Annotated in this window: 11 protein-coding genes; 9 read left to right on the top strand and 2 right to left on the bottom strand. The window is 66.0% G+C overall.

All coding sequences use genetic code 11. The annotated features are described in order from the left end of the window. Positions 1 to 549: 549 nt before the first annotated feature. Both ACWEO2_RS31530 and ACWEO2_RS31525 read right to left on the bottom strand, forming a co-directional pair. On the bottom strand, positions 550 to 1419 hold the full coding sequence (locus tag ACWEO2_RS31530; RefSeq protein ID WP_452408671.1) for a group II intron maturase-specific domain-containing protein: 870 nt from the start codon (positions 1417 to 1419) through the stop codon (positions 550 to 552). A gap of 328 nt (positions 1420 to 1747) precedes the next feature. Further along, positions 1748 to 3001, bottom strand: coding sequence for a PucR family transcriptional regulator (locus ACWEO2_RS31525; RefSeq protein WP_452408670.1), 1254 nt, complete (start codon positions 2999 to 3001; stop codon positions 1748 to 1750). A 142-nt stretch (positions 3002 to 3143) separates the two neighbouring features. Here ACWEO2_RS31525 and ACWEO2_RS31520 point away from each other — a divergent pair, with 142 nt between their 5' ends. The 9 genes from ACWEO2_RS31520 (at position 3144) to ACWEO2_RS31480 (ending at position 16138) form a co-directional block, all read left to right on the top strand. Beyond that, entirely contained in the window at positions 3144 to 4946 is a 1803-nt protein-coding gene (locus tag ACWEO2_RS31520) for an AMP-dependent synthetase/ligase (RefSeq protein ID WP_452408669.1), read from the top strand. A gap of 79 nt (positions 4947 to 5025) precedes the next feature. Then, positions 5026 to 6246 carry an acetyl-CoA C-acetyltransferase gene (locus tag ACWEO2_RS31515; protein ID WP_452408668.1) on the top strand — a complete coding sequence of 407 codons (1221 nt, stop codon included), beginning with the start codon at positions 5026 to 5028 and terminating at the stop codon, positions 6244 to 6246. A gap of 30 nt (positions 6247 to 6276) precedes the next feature. Further along, a complete protein-coding gene (locus tag ACWEO2_RS31510) occupies positions 6277 to 8427 on the top strand; it encodes a 3-hydroxyacyl-CoA dehydrogenase NAD-binding domain-containing protein (RefSeq protein WP_452408667.1) in 2151 nt (716 codons plus the stop codon). Between the two features lie 32 nt (positions 8428 to 8459). Continuing rightward, on the top strand, positions 8460 to 9599 hold the full coding sequence (locus tag ACWEO2_RS31505) for an acyl-CoA dehydrogenase family protein (RefSeq protein WP_452408666.1): 1140 nt from the start codon (positions 8460 to 8462) through the stop codon (positions 9597 to 9599). Between the two features lie 64 nt (positions 9600 to 9663). Next, positions 9664 to 9897, top strand: a complete 234-nt coding sequence (locus ACWEO2_RS31500; RefSeq protein WP_452408665.1) for an LLM class flavin-dependent oxidoreductase — start codon at positions 9664 to 9666, stop codon at positions 9895 to 9897. Between the two features lie 78 nt (positions 9898 to 9975). Next, positions 9976 to 10848: an SDR family oxidoreductase gene (locus ACWEO2_RS31495; RefSeq protein ID WP_452408664.1), complete on the top strand. Its 873-nt coding sequence runs from the start codon at positions 9976 to 9978 to the stop codon at positions 10846 to 10848. Continuing rightward, positions 10845 to 12368 carry an aldehyde dehydrogenase family protein gene (locus ACWEO2_RS31490; RefSeq protein WP_452408663.1) on the top strand — a complete coding sequence of 508 codons (1524 nt, stop codon included), beginning with the start codon at positions 10845 to 10847 and terminating at the stop codon, positions 12366 to 12368. Before ACWEO2_RS31495 ends, ACWEO2_RS31490 begins: the two co-directional genes overlap by 4 nt. Positions 12369 to 12551: 183 nt before the next feature. After that, on the top strand, positions 12552 to 13463 hold the full coding sequence (locus ACWEO2_RS31485; RefSeq protein WP_452408737.1) for a formylglycine-generating enzyme family protein: 912 nt from the start codon (positions 12552 to 12554) through the stop codon (positions 13461 to 13463). 164 nt (positions 13464 to 13627) lie between these two features. Then, positions 13628 to 16138, top strand: a complete 2511-nt coding sequence (locus tag ACWEO2_RS31480; protein WP_452408662.1) for an arylsulfatase — start codon at positions 13628 to 13630, stop codon at positions 16136 to 16138. Positions 16139 to 16253: the final 115 nt, after the last annotated feature.

The following is a 16253-nucleotide window of genomic DNA, read 5'->3' as shown; positions in this document are numbered from 1 at the left end:
CGACGAAGCCATCACCTGATACCGGCGGGCCGCCGACCACCAGCCACCGGGTTCGCTCGGGTACCGTCCGGTCGATCGCTCAGCGTGACACCGATAACCGTCCCCAATCGCTTCCACCATCCCGATTGCACCTGCTCCACACGTCAGCTCGGCTCTACCTTCGGCAAGGCGGCGCAATTTAACCGGCAGCAGCATCCGCCGCCGAACTGCAACTCCGCCAACGACCGAGCAACCATGGTCACCACTGCGAGCCAGAACCTTCTGCGCCGGACACTCACCAACGACCGGCCAAGCCCATCGACAACACCATCGGGCCCGAGCTCAGATCATCATCACCATTCCCACTCCCCCGCTTCGACACCGGCTTGGCCTAACGAGCCGGACGGAGGAACGCTGAACCTCAGCGGGCATAGCGCCGCCGGTCCAGATACCTGCCTGACGGTCTTAGTAGGGTCGGGGACTGGCGCGGTGGCGTGACCGCTCCGTTTCCAGCCCCCGCCGCCTCAAACCGTACGTGCAGTTCTCCCGCATACGGCTTTCCGACATCGTTCACCGTTTGGCATGCACCGTCGCCCTGCGCACAGTCCCGGTCAAGCGGTAGCCCCCGAGCCGGGTGACCCACCCGTATGTGAATCGGGTGCCCCAATTCCGGCCCGCGAGACCGTATTTCCAGCTGGCCATAATCGCCAGCCGCTCGTTGACGTAGCCGTCGACCGCGTTGAACTTCCGCCCCGAGTTGCCGTTGCGGAAGTACGCGCCCCAACCCTTCAGGATCGGGTTGATATCGGCGACCACAGCCGAGACCGGCCGGGTCGCTTGGGAGCGATGGGTGGCCGCGCGGACTTTGTCCCGCAGTACCCGCATCGCTCTGACCGACGGCCAGCGTTGCAGATAGAACCTGCCCCGCCATCGCCACGATTCCACTTTCCGGTGGTGGAAGCCGAGAAAATCAAAGCCCTGCCCGCCCTTGGTGAGGCAGGCGATGCCGGACTTGTCGGGGTGCAACCGCATCCCGAGTCGTCCCAGTACCCTCGCGGCCAGTTCCCGCGCCTGCTCGGCACGCTGCCTGGTCGGTGACAGGACCACGAAATCATCGCAGTAGCGCACCAACGTCCCCAGCCGGCAGCCTTCGTGCTGCCACGCTTCGTCCAGCACATGTAGCGCGACGTTAGCCATCAACGGAGAAGTCGGTGAACCTTGCGGGGTTCCCGCCCCGGTCGGGGAAGTCACCCCGCCGACCAACGTGGTCACCGGCCCCTCGCAGCACAGCACGGCATCGGTCAGCTCGAACAACGCGTCCGAACGCGACCCGAGACAGTCGTAGAACGAACAACGAAACGCCGCAAGGGAATTCACATCATCGACGCGTGTCGGCTCGACGCCGACGACCGCGTCGGGCACGCTGAGGGCCACGGTCACCGCTTCTGTTCTTCCGGATCTTTCGCAGGAACCCGAAGATAGTCAGACGGTGACCGTTTCCACGTCAGTGACACACCCGCACGGCCGGGCGAAACGCTTTCAGGCACAGCAACTTTCACCATACAAACAACCTCGGCGACCGGTCATGCCGGTCGCCGAGGTTAAACAACAAGCTGAGAGAACCCCGGGAAACCAGCATGTCGACCCGGCGGATCGTCGACCGTCATATCACGAATGTCTTTCCAGCTCTGCGGATATCGTCGGGGTCCTTGCCTTGCAATGCAACGCCACTGGCAGCCGCGCATTTCGCGCGGCGGCCGTTCGGCGGTCACTCCGGAAGCACCCGTTCACCGAGCGCGGCCACCACCCGGAGAGCAACCTCCAAGGGCATCTTGTGTTCGTCGAGCGGCTGCGGCAGCAACTGTTCGACCTGCTGTATCCGATAGAGCACCGTGTTCTTGTGCACGCCGAGCGCCTCGGCGGCCCTGGCCATACTGCCCTGCTCGAGGTACACCAGTGCGGTGTTGCGCAGCCGCGCGGCCGCCGCGCCCCGCCCCGCGAGACCGCCCAATTCGCGCCGCACCAGCCGGGACAGCGCGGCGATGTCGGCGGCGAGACAGCTGATGAGTTCGACATCGCGGTACAGGGTGACCGGCGCGGGGGCGGTCTCGGCGGCGATCCGATAGGCCCGCAGTGCCTCCTGATGGCTGACACGGAATCCTTCCACGCCGGTGGCGGGCACCCCGGCGGCCAGCAGCACGACCGGTTCCCGGTGCTGGAATACCTTCAGGCGAGCGATCTCCCGGAGGTCGGGCACCTCCGGCGTGGCCAGCCAGACCCAGAGCATCCGACCGCCGGCGGGCAGCGTCAGGGGACGTGGAGCGCCGAGCGCGGTCGCGATTTCGATTGCCAGCCGCTCGAGCAGTGCGGTGGCATCGTCCTCGGTGGGGTCGAGAGTCCAAATGATCAGGCCGGTCTGCTGGACGTAGAGGTTGTGCCCGAGTTGCCGTGTGCTGCGCTCGATATCGACTGCCTCCTCGCGCAATATCGCCTCGACGAGCTCGCGCCTGCGGGTCAGCACGCTACTCGCTTGCCGCCGCGTCTCGTCGAGGAAGGCCATCTCGGCCCGTTCGGTTGCCCGGGATATGGTGCGGCTCAAGTGATCCCACTGCAGATCCAGCACCACCGGCAGCAACTCCGGATCGGTGATCTCGCGGCAGGCCGAGGTCATGATCTCGGCCCAGCCAATGCGCTGCAGACTCCGGTAGCAGCGCTGCAGGAGGGCGATGTCGTAGCCACGCCGGGCCACTGCGCGCCCCAGGGCTTTGGCGGTATTGGGCAAATCGATATCGCCTGGGCGTTCATGCGGGCCCTGACTGAAGTACGCGCCGACACCGTCGTGCACCGCGACCCGAAGCGCCGGCCGAAGTGCGGCGTCGGATCCGATCTCCGGTGCGTCGGCGGCAATGGCATCGATCATTCGCCCGGACAGAGTGGTCAACTCCGGCTCGGCCCCCTCACGGTAGGCGAACGATTCGAACCAGGCTTTGGCCTCCGCGACCAGGTCACGGGGTTGACGCATATCGATTTCTCCCGGGCGTACGTCGATGTACAGGTGGCGTCGGTGGCACATTACAGACCGTGGCGTCGGCACAACCGCAACCGGCCGCTTTGTGACTCACGGTACAAGCGTCCCGTTCTCGTGTCACAGCACACTGGCCGCCATGAGCACTTCGAACACCCTGTCGCGGCTGTCACGGGCAGCTTCGCTGTGCGAGCTGTTCCAGCACACCTGCGCGACTCGCGCCGGAGATATCGCGCTGCGCACGCTCGACGGCGGGACCGTATTGACCTGGGGTGAATACGGTGCTCGAGTGCGCCGGCTCGCCGCGGGGCTCGCGGCACTCGGCGTTCGGCACGGCGACACGGTCGCGATCATGCTGACCAACCGGCCGGAGTTCAATCTGATCGATGCGGCCGCGTACCACCTGGGCGCGATCCCCTTCTCGGTCTACAACACCAATGCCCCGGCGCAAATCTCATACCTGTTCAGCAATGCGGCGAACCGCGTCGTCGTGTGCGAGCAGCAATTCCTGGAGCGGGTGCTCGAAGCCAAGGTGGACAGCCGCGTCGAGCACGTCATCTGCCTCGGCAACGCCCCGGCGGGCACGATGACGCTGGCGGAGCTCGAGGCCCTCGGCGACCCCGAGTTCGACTTCGAATCCCGTTGGCGTGCAGTCCGAGCGGACGACACGATCACCATCATCTACACCTCCGGCACCACCGGCGACCCGAAGGGCGTCGAGATGTCACATCGCAACGCCATATTCGGCACCGAAGCGATGCTCGGGATTCCGGAGTTCGCGTCGGGATGCGTCGGACGGGTGGCGTCCTACCTTCCCGACGCACACGCCATCAACCGGTGGCTTGCCCACTACATGCCCGCCATCACCGGTGCGGCGGTATATGCGGTGCCCGACAGCAAGAACCTCGCGACGGCTCTGCCGGTGGTGCGTCCGACGGTGTTCGTCACCGTACCGATGCTCTGGTACAAGGTCGAGGCGGCCGTGCGTGCCGCTCTGGCCGAGGAGGCGGGCCCGCGCGGCAAGGTGGCGGTGTGGGCGCTAGAGGTCAGCCATCGCAAGGTTGCCGCGGATCTCGCGCGCCGACCCGTCCCGCTACTGCTGCGGCTACAACATCTGCTCGCCAAGCGTCTGGTCCTGGCACGCCTGCTGGAACAAATCGGCTTGGACCAGACCACCATCGCCTACACCGGTGCCGCACCGATCACTCCGGAGACTGTGGAATTCCTACTGGCGCTCGGGATTCCGGTGGCCGAGGCCTGGGGCATGTCCGAGATCGGCTTGGCGACTTCCAACCGCCCGGGTGCGCAGCGGGTGGGCACCGTCGGCACGGCGCTGAGCCAGGTTGAAATGCGCTGCCTCGATGACGGTGAACTGCTGGTCCGCACACCCGGATTGATGAAGGGTTATCGCAACGACCCGGTCCGCACTGCTGAGACGGTCGCCGCCGACGGTTGGGTGCACACCGGTGATGTCGGGGTCATCGACACCGACGGATACGTCACGATCATCGATCGCAAGAAGGAACTGATCATCAATTCCGCGGGCAAGAACATGTCTCCTGCCAATATCGAGAGCGCGATCCGGGCGGCGAGCCCGCTGGTCGGGTCCGTGGTGGCTATCGGCGATCGGCGCAAGTACGTGACCGCGCTGATCACCCTCGAACCCGAGGCGGCGGCCGCATTCGCCGCCGAGCACGGTATCGATCTTTCCCCGCGCGCGCTGGCAGCTGATCCAGCCGTCCGCCTGCAGCTCGACGAGGCCGTCGCCACCGCCAACGCGCGACTGTCACGAGTCGAGCAGGTGAAGGCTTACACCGTGCTGCCGGTGTTCTGGGAACCCGGGAGCGACGAGATCACTCCCACGATGAAGCTGCGCCGCAACGTCATCGCCGAGAAATTCGCAGGCGAAATCGACGCCCTCTACGAGCATGGTCAGGCCTGAACACGCTGCCGCTCAGCCATTTCCATTCGGCGGAACCGTCGCGTCGAATCCGAGGCGACAGAACGGAAAACAGAAAGCAATGACGACAGAAGCATTGGTATACGACGCAATTCGCACTCCGCGGGGTCTGGGCAAGCCCACCGGCGCGCTGTACACGATTGCGCCGGTCGAGCTCGCCACCGGGCTGATCCGGGAGCTGTTGCGACGCAATGAGGGCATCGACGCCAAGCGCATCGACGACGTGATCCTGGGTTGTGTCAGCGCAGTCGGCGAGCAGGGCTTCGGCATCGCCGAAATGGCAGTGCTGCGTGCGGGATTGGGCGAGACCGCAGTGGGCGTGCAGCTCAACCGGTACTGCGCTTCCGGACTCGAAGCGGTGAACACCGCCGCCCAGAAGATCGCTTCGGGCTGGGAGGACCTCATCTTCGCCGGTGGCGTCGAATCCATGTCTCGGGTTCCGATGGGCTCCGACGGCGGCATGGTTGTCGCCTCGGACCCCAATGCGTACCAGCGCACTCCGATCATTCCACAGGGACCGGCCGCCGATCTGCTGGCCGCCAAGTACGGCTTCAGCCGCACCGATCTCGACGCCTTCGCGGCGCGCTCACACCAGAACGCGGCCCGAGCATGGGCGCAAGGCCGGTTCAAGGATGCCGTCGTACCGGTCGCGGACCTCAACGGTGTCGTCGTGCTCGAGCACGACGAACTGATTCGTCCGGACGCCACCGTGAAGTCTCTGGGCAAGCTGAAGCCGGCGTTCGCGGCGATCGGTGAGCACGGCGGCTTCGACGCTGTCGCGCTGCAGCGCTATCACGAGCTCGAGCGCATCGAGCACGTGCACACTGCGGGCAATTCCTCGGGCATCGTGGATGGCGCGTCGCTGCTCGCCATCGGAAACGCCCGCATCGGCGCGGAATTCGGACTCACCCCGCGCGCTCGGATCGTGGCCACCGCGGTCGCCGGATCCGACACAACGATCGGATTCACCGGCCCATACCCGGCTTGCCGCAAGGCGCTGGACAAAGCCGGACTGAGCATCGACGACATCGACCTGATCGAGGTAAACGAGGCGTTCGCGGCCGTGGTGCTGACCTTCGCCCAGCAGTTCGACATCGACGTGGACAAGATCAACATCAATGGTGGTGCCATCGCCATGGGGCACCCGCTGGGCGCGACCGGCGGCATGCTGCTCGGCACCGTCATCGACGAACTGGACCGCTCCGGCAAGCGCTACGGCATGGTCACGCTGTGCGCGGTCGGCGGCATCGGCATCGCCACCATCGTCGAGCGCCTGGGCTGATCCGCCGCACCAGAGAGGACTTGAAAGACTATGACCGAGAACATCATCGACTGGCAGCTGGGCGCGGACGGCATCGTGGTGTTGACCATCGACGACCCCTCCCAGGCCATCAACACCTGGAACGCCGCCTTCCGGCAGTCGCTGGCCGACACCGTGGATCGGCTGGAGACCGAACAAGCGAGCTATGCCGGTGTCATCATCACCTCCGGTAAGGAAATCTTCAGCGCCGGTGCGGATCTGAAGGAGCTCGGGCCGCTGCTCCAGAGCGCGGACGCGCCGCGGATCGCCGACTTCTTCGACGGAGCCAAGGCGCTGCTGCGGCGGCTGGAGACCCTGGGTAAGCCGGTGGTGGCCGCGATCAACGGCACCGCCCTCGGTGGTGGTCTCGAGCTGGCGCTGGCCACCCACCATCGAGTGACCGTGGATCGGCCCGGAATTCAGATCGGCCTGCCCGAGGTGACCCTCGGCGTGCTTCCCGGCGCGGGCGGAGTGGTGCGGACCGTGCGCATGCTCGGCCTGGCAGGTGCGCTGATGAACGTGCTGTTGAAGGGCACCAAGTTCGGCCCGCGCAAGGCGCTCGCGGCCGGACTGGTCGACGCCGTGGTCGGCACCGATAGCGAACTGCTGCCGGCCGCGCGGGCGTGGATCGCCGCCAACCCGGCTCCCGTGCAGCCATGGGACCGGAAGGGCTACACCCTGCCGGGCGGACGCGCCACCGAGACCGAACTGTCGCAGCAGGTGTTGGCACTGGCGGCCACCGTGCGCAAGCAGCTCAAGGGAGCCGATCTGCCGGCCCCGCGCAATCTGATCGCCGCCGCGACCGAAGGCAGCCTCGTCGGCTTCGCCGCGGCATCGACGATCGAGACCCGGTACCTGGTGAACCTGGCGCTGAATCCGCTGACCGCCAATGGGATTCAGGCATTCTTCGACCTCGGGGAGGCGAACAGGAACACCGACCGCGCCGCCGGGGCGGCGCCTTTCCGCCCGACCAAGGTGGCGGTACTCGGCGCGGGCATGATGGGCGCGGGCATCGCCTACGAATACGCCAAAGCCGGTGTGGCCGTAGCCCTCAAGGACATCTCGCCGGAGGCCGCCGAACGCGGCAAGGCGTACTCGCGCATGCTGGTCGAAGCCGCGGTCGCCAAAGGCCGATGGACCCAGCAGCGAGCCGATGAGCTGCTCGCCCGCATCACGCCGACCGCGGACGACGCCGACCTGGTCGCCGCGGATCTGATGATCGAGGCCGTGTTCGAAGATCCCGAGCTGAAGAAGAAGACCTACGGGCAGGTCGAGCCGGTGCTGGACGGCGGGGCGCTGCTGGCGTCGAACACCTCGCAGATTCCGATCTCCGGACTCGCCGAGGCAGTCACCCGGCCGGAGGCATTCATCGGCATGCACTTCTCCTCGCCGGTGGACAAGATGCCGATGGTCGAGGTGGTCAAGGGCAAGCTGACCAGCCGGGAAACGGTGTCGCGCGCGGTGGACGCGGTCCGCCTGATCAACAAGACGCCGATCGTGGTCAACGACGGCCGCGGCTTCTATCTGACGCGCCTGTTCATGGCGGCGACGTTCGAGGCATGCGAAATGGTCGCCGACGGCGTGCCCGCTACGTCGATCGAACAAGCCGCCATGCAGAACGGGATGGTGACCCAGCCGCTGCTGGTGCTGGACCAGGTGAGCCTGTCGCTGTCGCGGCAGATCATCGCCGACCAGGAGGCCGCGGCGGGCGGGGCGGACAGCCGCACTGCGGGCGAGGGTGTCGTGATCCGCATGGTCGACGAGTTCGAGCGCCTGGGCCGCGCCGCCGGAGCGGGCTTCTACGACTACACCGATGGCAAGCGCCTCGGGCTGTGGCCGGGTCTGCGCGAGGCGTTCGGACCCGCCCGAGGCATCCCGTTCCAAGATCTGCGCGACCGGTTCCTGTTCCGGGTGGCGCTGGAGGTGGCCGCCTGCCTCGAGGAGGGCATCGTCGAATCCGCTGGCACGGCCAATATCGGTTCCGTCATGGGTGGATTCCCGGCCGGAACGGGCGGTGCGCTGTCGTTCATCAACACCTACAACGGTGGCCCCGCCGGATTCGTCGCCCGCGCCCGGGAACTCGCCTCGGCGTTCGGTGACCGGTTTCTACCGCCTGCCGGGGTGGTCGCCGCCGCCGAAAACGGCACACTCATCGGCCGCTGAATCCCCGAGTCCCGCAACCTGATCGGACCATCATGAACACATTCATCCTCGAAGAGGATCACCTCGTCTTCCGCGACAACATCCGCAAATTCGCCCGCGAGAAGTTCACTCCTGGCCAGTTGGGACGGGCCGCGCGCACGGAATACCCGCGCGCGGAACTGCGTGAGCTGGCCGCCGCGGGCCTCACCGCACTGGCTGTGTCGGAGGAGCACGGCGGCCAGGGCGCGGACCTGCTCGTCCTCGGACTGGCCGCCGAAGAGATCGCCTACGCCTGCTCGACAATGGCGGTGGCGTACTTCTTCGTCAATGCGCAGACGAGCTTCTTCGCCGCCCACGCGCCGGCGGCGGTGCGCGAAGACTGGCTGCCCAAACTCATCTCCGGCGAAGCCATCGGCTGCACCGCACTCACCGAACCCGCCACCGGCTCCGACGCCTCGGCGTTGACCTGCCGCGCCGAGCGGGTCGAGGGCGGCTGGAAACTGTACGGAGAGAAGTCCTCCATCACTCAGGCCCCGCACGCCGATGTCGCCGTCGTCCTCGCGCAGACCGATCCGGGCAAACGCGCCAAGGGAATCGGTGCCTTCGTCGTGCAGCTGGACGATCCGACCATCTCGCGGCAGGCGTTCCAGGACCCGGGCTGTAAGCCGATCGGCCGCGGAGCGCTGACCTTCGACGGCACCTACGTGCCCGACTCCTACGTGATGCTCGAACCAGGCTCCGGCTTCCACGGGATCATGCGGGAATTCGACCTCACCAGGACCCTGATCGGGCTCATGGTGATCGGCACCGCGCAGCGCGCCATCGACATGACGGTGGAATACACCAAGCAGCGCACCACCTTCGGGCAGCCGCTGGCGATGAACCAGGGCGTGCAGTTCCCGCTGGCCGAGCACAGCACCTATATCTCCGCGGTACGGGCGCTGGCCTACCAGACCCTCGGCCTGCGCATGGCCGGCCAGCCGCACACCACGCAGGCGGCCATGCTCAAGTGGTGGGCTCCGCAGGTCGCGTTGGCCGCCGTCAACGACTGCGTGGTACTGCACGGCCACATCGGCTGGTCCGAGGAAATGCCGTTGCAGGCCATGCTGCGCGATATATCCGGCTACCAGATCGGTGACGGCACACCGCAAATTCAGAAGATGATCATCGCCCGTGATCTGTATGCCCGGTGACGAACCCGCTGCGCCGTAAGCCGGTAACGAGCTCGTTCCCACCTGTCTTCCGAAGGGCCCCAACTTGCGTATCGGCATCAATCTCCATCTCAGCACCGACTATCAGGTCGGAATAGACACCGTCGCACAGCAATTGGCCGACTACGAGAGCGCAGGGCTCAACATCGCCTCTCTCCCTGAGGGATACAGCTTCGACGCGGTGAGCCAGCTCGGCTACCTCGCCGCCCGCACCAACAGCATGCGGCCGGCCTCTGGAATCCTGCAACTCCCAGCGGAGACGAGGTCACCCCGACGATGAAACTCCAGCACAGCCGGATCTCGGCGAAATACGCGAACGAGATCGACGCGCTCTACACCACGAAAGAGGGTGCCTGAGATGGCCCGACCGTATCTTTCACCACAAGGCTTGCGCGGCAAGGTGATTGCCGTCACCGGCGGCGCCCGTGGCATCGGCCGGGCGACCGCGGCGGCGTTCCTCGCCGCCGGCGCCGACGTCGCGATCGGTGACATCGATGCCGGGCTCGCCGCCGAGACCGGCGCCGAATTGTCCGCCCGCCCCGGCGCCCGCATCGTCGGACTGCCACTCGACGTCACCGACGCGGACTCCTTCGCGAACTTTCTCGCCGCCGCCGAGGCCGAGCTGGGCCCGCTCGACGTGCTCGTGAACAACGCGGGCATCATGCCGACCGGACTGTTCTCCGACGAGGATCCCGCGATGACCGCGCGGATGGTGGACATCAACGTGAACGGCGTACTCATCGGCTCCCGGCTCGCCGTACAGCGGTTCCGGCCACGGGGCAGCGGACACATCGTCAACATCGCATCGCTGGCCGGCGTGACGGTATTGCCGGGTCTGGCCACCTACTGCGGGACAAAGCGTTTCGTCATCGGGTTCACCGAGACGCTCGAGCGGGAGCTGCGCACCGATGGTGTGGCCGTCACGCTCGTATTGCCGGGCGTGGTGCGCACCGAGCTGTCCGCGGGAACGCGAATGCCGAAGTGGATGGAAGGCATCACGACCGTCGATCCCGAGAACGTGGCCGACGGTATCGTCGCGGCGGTCGCGAAACGCAAGCGGAGCGCCGTGAGTCCGAAATCGTTGGGCCAGCTCCTCGCGTCGATGGCGATCCTGCCCAGCGGCGCACGGTATGCGCTGCTGCATGCACTGAAGATCGACGTCGGTGCCACGCACGTCGATCCCGTACTACGGGAGCGCTATCACCGGCGGCTCACTGGTGGCGCGGCATGACCGGCAAGATCGAGGTGCTGTCGCCGGTCGATGGCACCGTACTGGCAACGGTACCGAACGAGCGGCCCGAGGCGGTGGCCGCGATCGTCCGGGAATTGCGTGAGCAGCAACGGGAATGGGAGGCGATCGGTCCCGCCGCCCGGGCCGGCTGGCTGCGCAAGCTGCGCGAGTGGCTGCTCGCAGAACGGGATCGCATCGCCGATGTGCTGCAGTCCGAGTCGGGCAAGCCGCGCGCCGAAGCGGAAATCGAGCTGCCGTTCGTGGCCGAGGCGATCAGCTACTTTGCCCGCCACGCCATGGAGTTCCTCGCCGACGAACGCATCCGCCCGTCGGGACTGCTGAGCACACCGAAGCGGATGATGCGGATCCACCGTCCCTTCCCGGTAGTGGGTGTGATCTCGCCGTGGAACTTCCCGCTGCTGATTCCCGGCGCGGATGCGATCACGGCCCTGCTTGCCGGCGCGGCGGTGCTGCTCAAGCCGTCGGAGGTGACACCGCTGACGGCGCTGGAACTGCAGCGCGGCTGGCAGGAGATCGGAGCGCCGGCGGTGTTCGCGGTGGTCACCGGCACTGGCGAGACCGGTGCCGCAGTGGTCGAGAACGTGGACTACGTCCAGTTCACCGGATCCACCCGCACCGGGCAGGCCATCGCACACCGGTGCGTCGACCGGATGATCCCCTACAGCCTGGAACTCGGAGGCAAGGATCCGGCGATCGTGCTGGCGGACGCGGACCTGGATCGGGCGGTGCGCGGAATCGCCTGGGGCGCACTGCTCAACTCCGGGCAAGCGTGTATCTCGGTCGAACGGGTATACGTCGAGGCGCCGGTCTACGACCGGTTCGTCACGAACCTGGTGGACTACGTCGCCGGGCTGCGCCAAGGCGACGACACCATGCACTACTCCGTCGACATCGGCGCCATGGCCACACCGGCCCAGCGTGCGATCGCGCAGCGTCACATCGACGAGGCCGTCGCCGCCGGAGCCAGAGCGCTCATCGGCGGCGGTGACGCCGACGGGCCCTTCCTCGCGCCGACCGTGCTCGTCGACGTCGACGAGTCGATGACCTGCCTGCGCGAGGAGACCTTCGGGCCGACCATCCCGATCGTGAAGGTCGCCGACGCCGCCGAGGCGATCCGACGCGCGAATCAGTCGACGTACGGCTTGTCGGCATCGGTGTGGACCCGCGATTCGGCCCGCGGCGCGCAGATCGCCCGTGCGCTGGAGGTCGGTGCGGTCAACATCAACGACACGGTCACCAATCTCTTCGAGATGGGACTGCCGCACGGCGGGTGGAAGCGGTCGGGATCCGGCGCACGATTGGGCGGAGCCGCCGGCCTTCACAAATACACGCGTCAGCAGGCGGTCACCGCGCCGCGCATCCGTCCCCTGACTTGGGAACCACTGTGGTACCCGTACGGCCCGCGGAAGGCGCGAGTCGTACGCCGGTTGCTCGCGGCGGTCGCCAGGACCGGCAGCGCGTCGATGTGGCGACTTCCGGCGCGCACCGCGCAGACGTGAAGATGAAGCGCTGTCTGCGGAAGACCACGCTCCGCATCGAAACCCTCTTTCGTGGGTCGCCGAGCGCAACGGATGACGGAAGTAAGTTGGCTCAGCACTGTCTGAGAGTGCATGAGGTTCTGATCGGTTCAGCTGGAGGCACGGACGATGTCAGGTAATGCGGTAGCGGTCGGGCGTAAGGGTATGGCGCGGGTGCCGGGTGGCGTGTTCGCCATGGGTTCGCTGGATTTCTTCCCTGAGGAACAGCCGGTGCGTGAAGTTGTGGTGGAGCCGTTCTGGATCGACATCCACCCGGTGACGAACGCGGCATTCCATCGGTTCGTGCGTGAGACGGGATATGTGACGATGGCCGAGCGAGAAATCGACCCCGCGGACTTCCCCGGCGCCGATCCCGCAGACCTCGTGCCAGGCGCATTGGTGTTCCGTTCGCCGGGCAAACCGGTGCCACTGGATGATTGGCACCTGTGGTGGTCCTACGTTCCGGGCGCGAACTGGCGACATCCGGGCGGGCCGGGCACAAATCTGGATGGGCGCACACACCACCCCGTCACCCACATCGCCTACGCCGACGCCGCCGCCTATGCCGAGTGGGCCGGAAAGACGCTGCCGAACGAGGCCCAGTGGGAGTTCGCCGCCCGCGGCGGATTGGACGCGGCGACCTTCCCGTGGGGTGCGGAGTTCGCCCCGCGGGGGCGGCGGATGGCCAACACATGGATGGGCCGGTTTCCGTGGGAGTTCTTGCCGGGCAAGGGCCAGACGACGCAGCCGGGCACGACCAAGGTCGGCACCTACCCGCCCAACGGGTACGGACTGTTCGATGTGGCGGGCAACGTGTGGGAGTGGACCACCGACTACTTCCGTCCCGAACACCGTGCTCCGGCGGGCTCGTGCTGTGCACCCGCGACCAGTGCCGCACGCGCTGACGCGCCACCAGAACCGGAGTTCGGTGAGCGGTTCCCGCGTCGCGTGGTCAAGGGCGGTTCGTATCTGTGCGCACCGAACTATTGCCTGCGGTATCGGCCCGCGGCGCGTCAGGGCCAGACCGAGGACACGGCGACGTGCCACCTCGGGTTCCGTTGCGCCTTGTCCGAATGACTGCCCGACCGCAGCGACCCGGCACGCCGGCCGCGACCAGGAGTCACCGTCATAGGCCATATCGGCTGGCCACTTTTCAGTTTCTGACCACGCTTCGGAAACTTCGATCCGCCTGACGCTATGGCCCTACATCGAATTGATATCGAAAGGTTGGTTATTTAATCATGGACCGGTCCGACGAGCAGTCTTCGCTCGAATCCAATTCCACTCCTCATCCTCCCGGCAAAAAGCTATCCAGGCGTTCCATTCTGGGTGGCTTCGCCGCGGCAGGGGCAACTGCCGCCGCCGTCCCGCTGATGGCCGCGTGCGACAAATCCAAGAACGACGCTCCGCCCGGTTACGGAACCGGGATCGACGACGGATTCCACGGCAAGGTCGAACTCGACGCGCGCGACTCCAAGCCGGACTGGACCCCGTACGAGGTCAAGAAGGCACCCAACGGCGCCCCGAATGTGCTGGTGGTGCTGTTCGACGACGTCGGGTTGGCATCCTGGTCACCGTATGGCGGCCGGATCAATATGCCGGTATTGCAACGCCTCGCCAACGATGGGCTGACCTACACCCAGTGGCACACCACGGCCCTGTGCTCGCCCACCCGATCCTGCTTCTTGACCGGCCGCAACCATCACGTCAACCGATTCGCGTCAATCGTCGAGGGCACCAACGGTTTTCCCGGCGCGGCGGGCCGCCTGCCCGCACAGTGCGCGACGGTCGCGCAGGTGCTCCAGGACAACGGCTACAGCACGTTCTGGCTCGGCAAGAACCACAACGTGCCCGAAAGCGACATCTCCAGCGGAGGCACCAAATCGGAATGGCCGCTGCAGAAAGGTTTCGACCGCTTCTACGGGTTCCTCGGCGGTGAAACCAACAACTGGTACCCGAACCTGGTGGAGGACAACCGGTTCATCGAGGCACCCTACAGCCCGGAGCAGGGCTATCACCTGTCCAAGGACCTGGCCGACAACGCCCTCAAAATGCTGCGCGACCAGCGGTCGAGCAACCCGTCCAAACCCTGGTACATGTGGTTCTGCCCCGGTGCCAGCCACGCCCCGCACCACAGCCCGGCCGAATACGCCGACAAATATAAAGGCCAGTTCGACGACGGTTACGAGGCGTACCGGGAATGGGTACTCGAGCGCATGATCGACAAGGGCATCATGCCGAAAGGCACCGCCCTCACGCCGATCAACCCGCTGCCCAAGGATGTCGCGCTCGCAGCGGACTCGGTGCGGCCCTGGAATTCGCTCAATCCCGACGAGAAACGATTGTTCTCGCGGATGGCAGAGGTGTTCGCCGGGTTCTCCGAGTACACCGACGTCCAGATCGGGCGCATCGTCGACTATTTGGAGCAGACCGGGCAGCTCGACAACACCGTCATCTTCTACTGCGCCGACAATGGCGCTTCCGGCGAAGGTTCGCCGAACGGGTCGGTCAACGAGAACAAATTCTTCAACGGCTACCCCGACGATCCCGCCGAGAACATGCGATATCTGGACCGGCTCGGCAGCCCCGACACCTACAATCATTATCCGACCGGCTGGGCCGCAGCATTTTCCACCCCGTTCCAGATGTTCAAACGCTACGCGCAGTTCTCCGGCGGCACCTGCGACCCGATGGTGATCCACTGGCCCAAGGGAATCAAGGCGAAGGGACAGATCCGGCACCAATACCACCATTGCACCGACATCGTGCCGACCATTCTCGAGGTCACCGGCATCCAGATGCCCGATGAGTTCCGCGGGGTGAAGCAATACCCGATCAATGGTGTGTCGATGCGCTACAGCTTCGACAACGCCGACACGCCCACCGCGAAGAAACGCCAGTATTACGCCATGCTCGGCACCCGCGGCATCTGGGAGAACGGCTGGAAAGCCGCGTCGCTGCACGCCGCCCTCGGCAACAAGGGCCACTTCGACCAGGATAAATGGGAGCTCTACCACGTCGACGAGGACCGCTCCGAATCCAAGAACCTCGCCGACCAGTACCCCGACAAGCTCGAGGAACTGATCAACGCCTGGAACCAAGAAGCCCACGACAACTACGTCCTGCCCCTCGACGACCGTTCCGTCGTCGAACAACTCGGCCTCGAACGACCCAAACCCGAACCGCCCCGCGACCGCTACGTCTACTACCCAGGTGCCTCGCCGGTCCCCGACGCCGCCGCGGTCAATGTCTGCGGCAGGTCCTACAAGATCGTCGCCAACGTCGACCTCACCCCCGAAGCCCGAGGCGTCATCTTCGCCCACGGCTCCCGCTTCGGTGGACACACCCTGTTCATCAAGGACCACAGGTTGCACTACGTCTACAACTTCCTCGGCATCCAACCCGAACAGGACTTCGTCGCCTCGGCACCGCTCACCCCGGGCAAACACACTCTCGGCATGGAGTTCAGCCGCGAAACCTCCGGGAAACACGGCGAATCCGAAGGCACCACAACGCTGTACATCGACGGCCAACCCGTCAGCAAAGGCCCGATGCGCGCCCAACCCGCCAGATTCGGCCTCGCCGGCGAGGGACTCAGCATCGGCTACGACAGTGGCGACACCATCTCCCCGCAATACCAGAGCCCAGCCACCTTCACCGGAGGAACCATCCAGAACGTCACCGTCGATATCGGCAAGGAGTCCTTCAACGACCTCCAAAAGGAAGCCGAGGCCGTGCTGGAAGGAAACTGAGCTCAGAACGCGATCTGCTCACACCGGGGCGGCCAATCCGGTCGCGCGCCAACAGCGCTATCCGCGTCAAGGAAGTTGTAGGTCGGCGACATACACCAGGTTGGGGATATGGGTC

Source organism: Nocardia sp. NPDC004278 (assembly GCF_053602975.1).
The sequence above is the reverse complement of the archived record's forward strand: the minus strand, read 5'-3'. Positions and strand labels throughout refer to the sequence as shown.

What these genes read in the sequence shown, in the direction of transcription:
- ACWEO2_RS31495 (WP_452408664.1), top strand. Translation starts at nt 9,976, where the DNA reads ATGGCCCGACCGTATCTTTCACCACAAGGCTTGCGCGGCAAGGTGATT.
- ACWEO2_RS31490 (WP_452408663.1), top strand. Translation starts at nt 10,845, where the DNA reads ATGACCGGCAAGATCGAGGTGCTGTCGCCGGTCGATGGCACCGTACTG.
- ACWEO2_RS31525 (WP_452408670.1), bottom strand. Translation starts at nt 3,001, where the DNA reads ATGCGTCAACCCCGTGACCTGGTCGCGGAGGCCAAAGCCTGGTTCGAA.
- ACWEO2_RS31480 (WP_452408662.1), top strand. Translation starts at nt 13,628, where the DNA reads ATGGACCGGTCCGACGAGCAGTCTTCGCTCGAATCCAATTCCACTCCT.
- ACWEO2_RS31520 (WP_452408669.1), top strand. Translation starts at nt 3,144, where the DNA reads ATGAGCACTTCGAACACCCTGTCGCGGCTGTCACGGGCAGCTTCGCTG.
- ACWEO2_RS31510 (WP_452408667.1), top strand. Translation starts at nt 6,277, where the DNA reads ATGACCGAGAACATCATCGACTGGCAGCTGGGCGCGGACGGCATCGTG.
- ACWEO2_RS31485 (WP_452408737.1), top strand. Translation starts at nt 12,552, where the DNA reads ATGGCGCGGGTGCCGGGTGGCGTGTTCGCCATGGGTTCGCTGGATTTC.
- ACWEO2_RS31515 (WP_452408668.1), top strand. Translation starts at nt 5,026, where the DNA reads ATGACGACAGAAGCATTGGTATACGACGCAATTCGCACTCCGCGGGGT.
- ACWEO2_RS31505 (WP_452408666.1), top strand. Translation starts at nt 8,460, where the DNA reads ATGAACACATTCATCCTCGAAGAGGATCACCTCGTCTTCCGCGACAAC.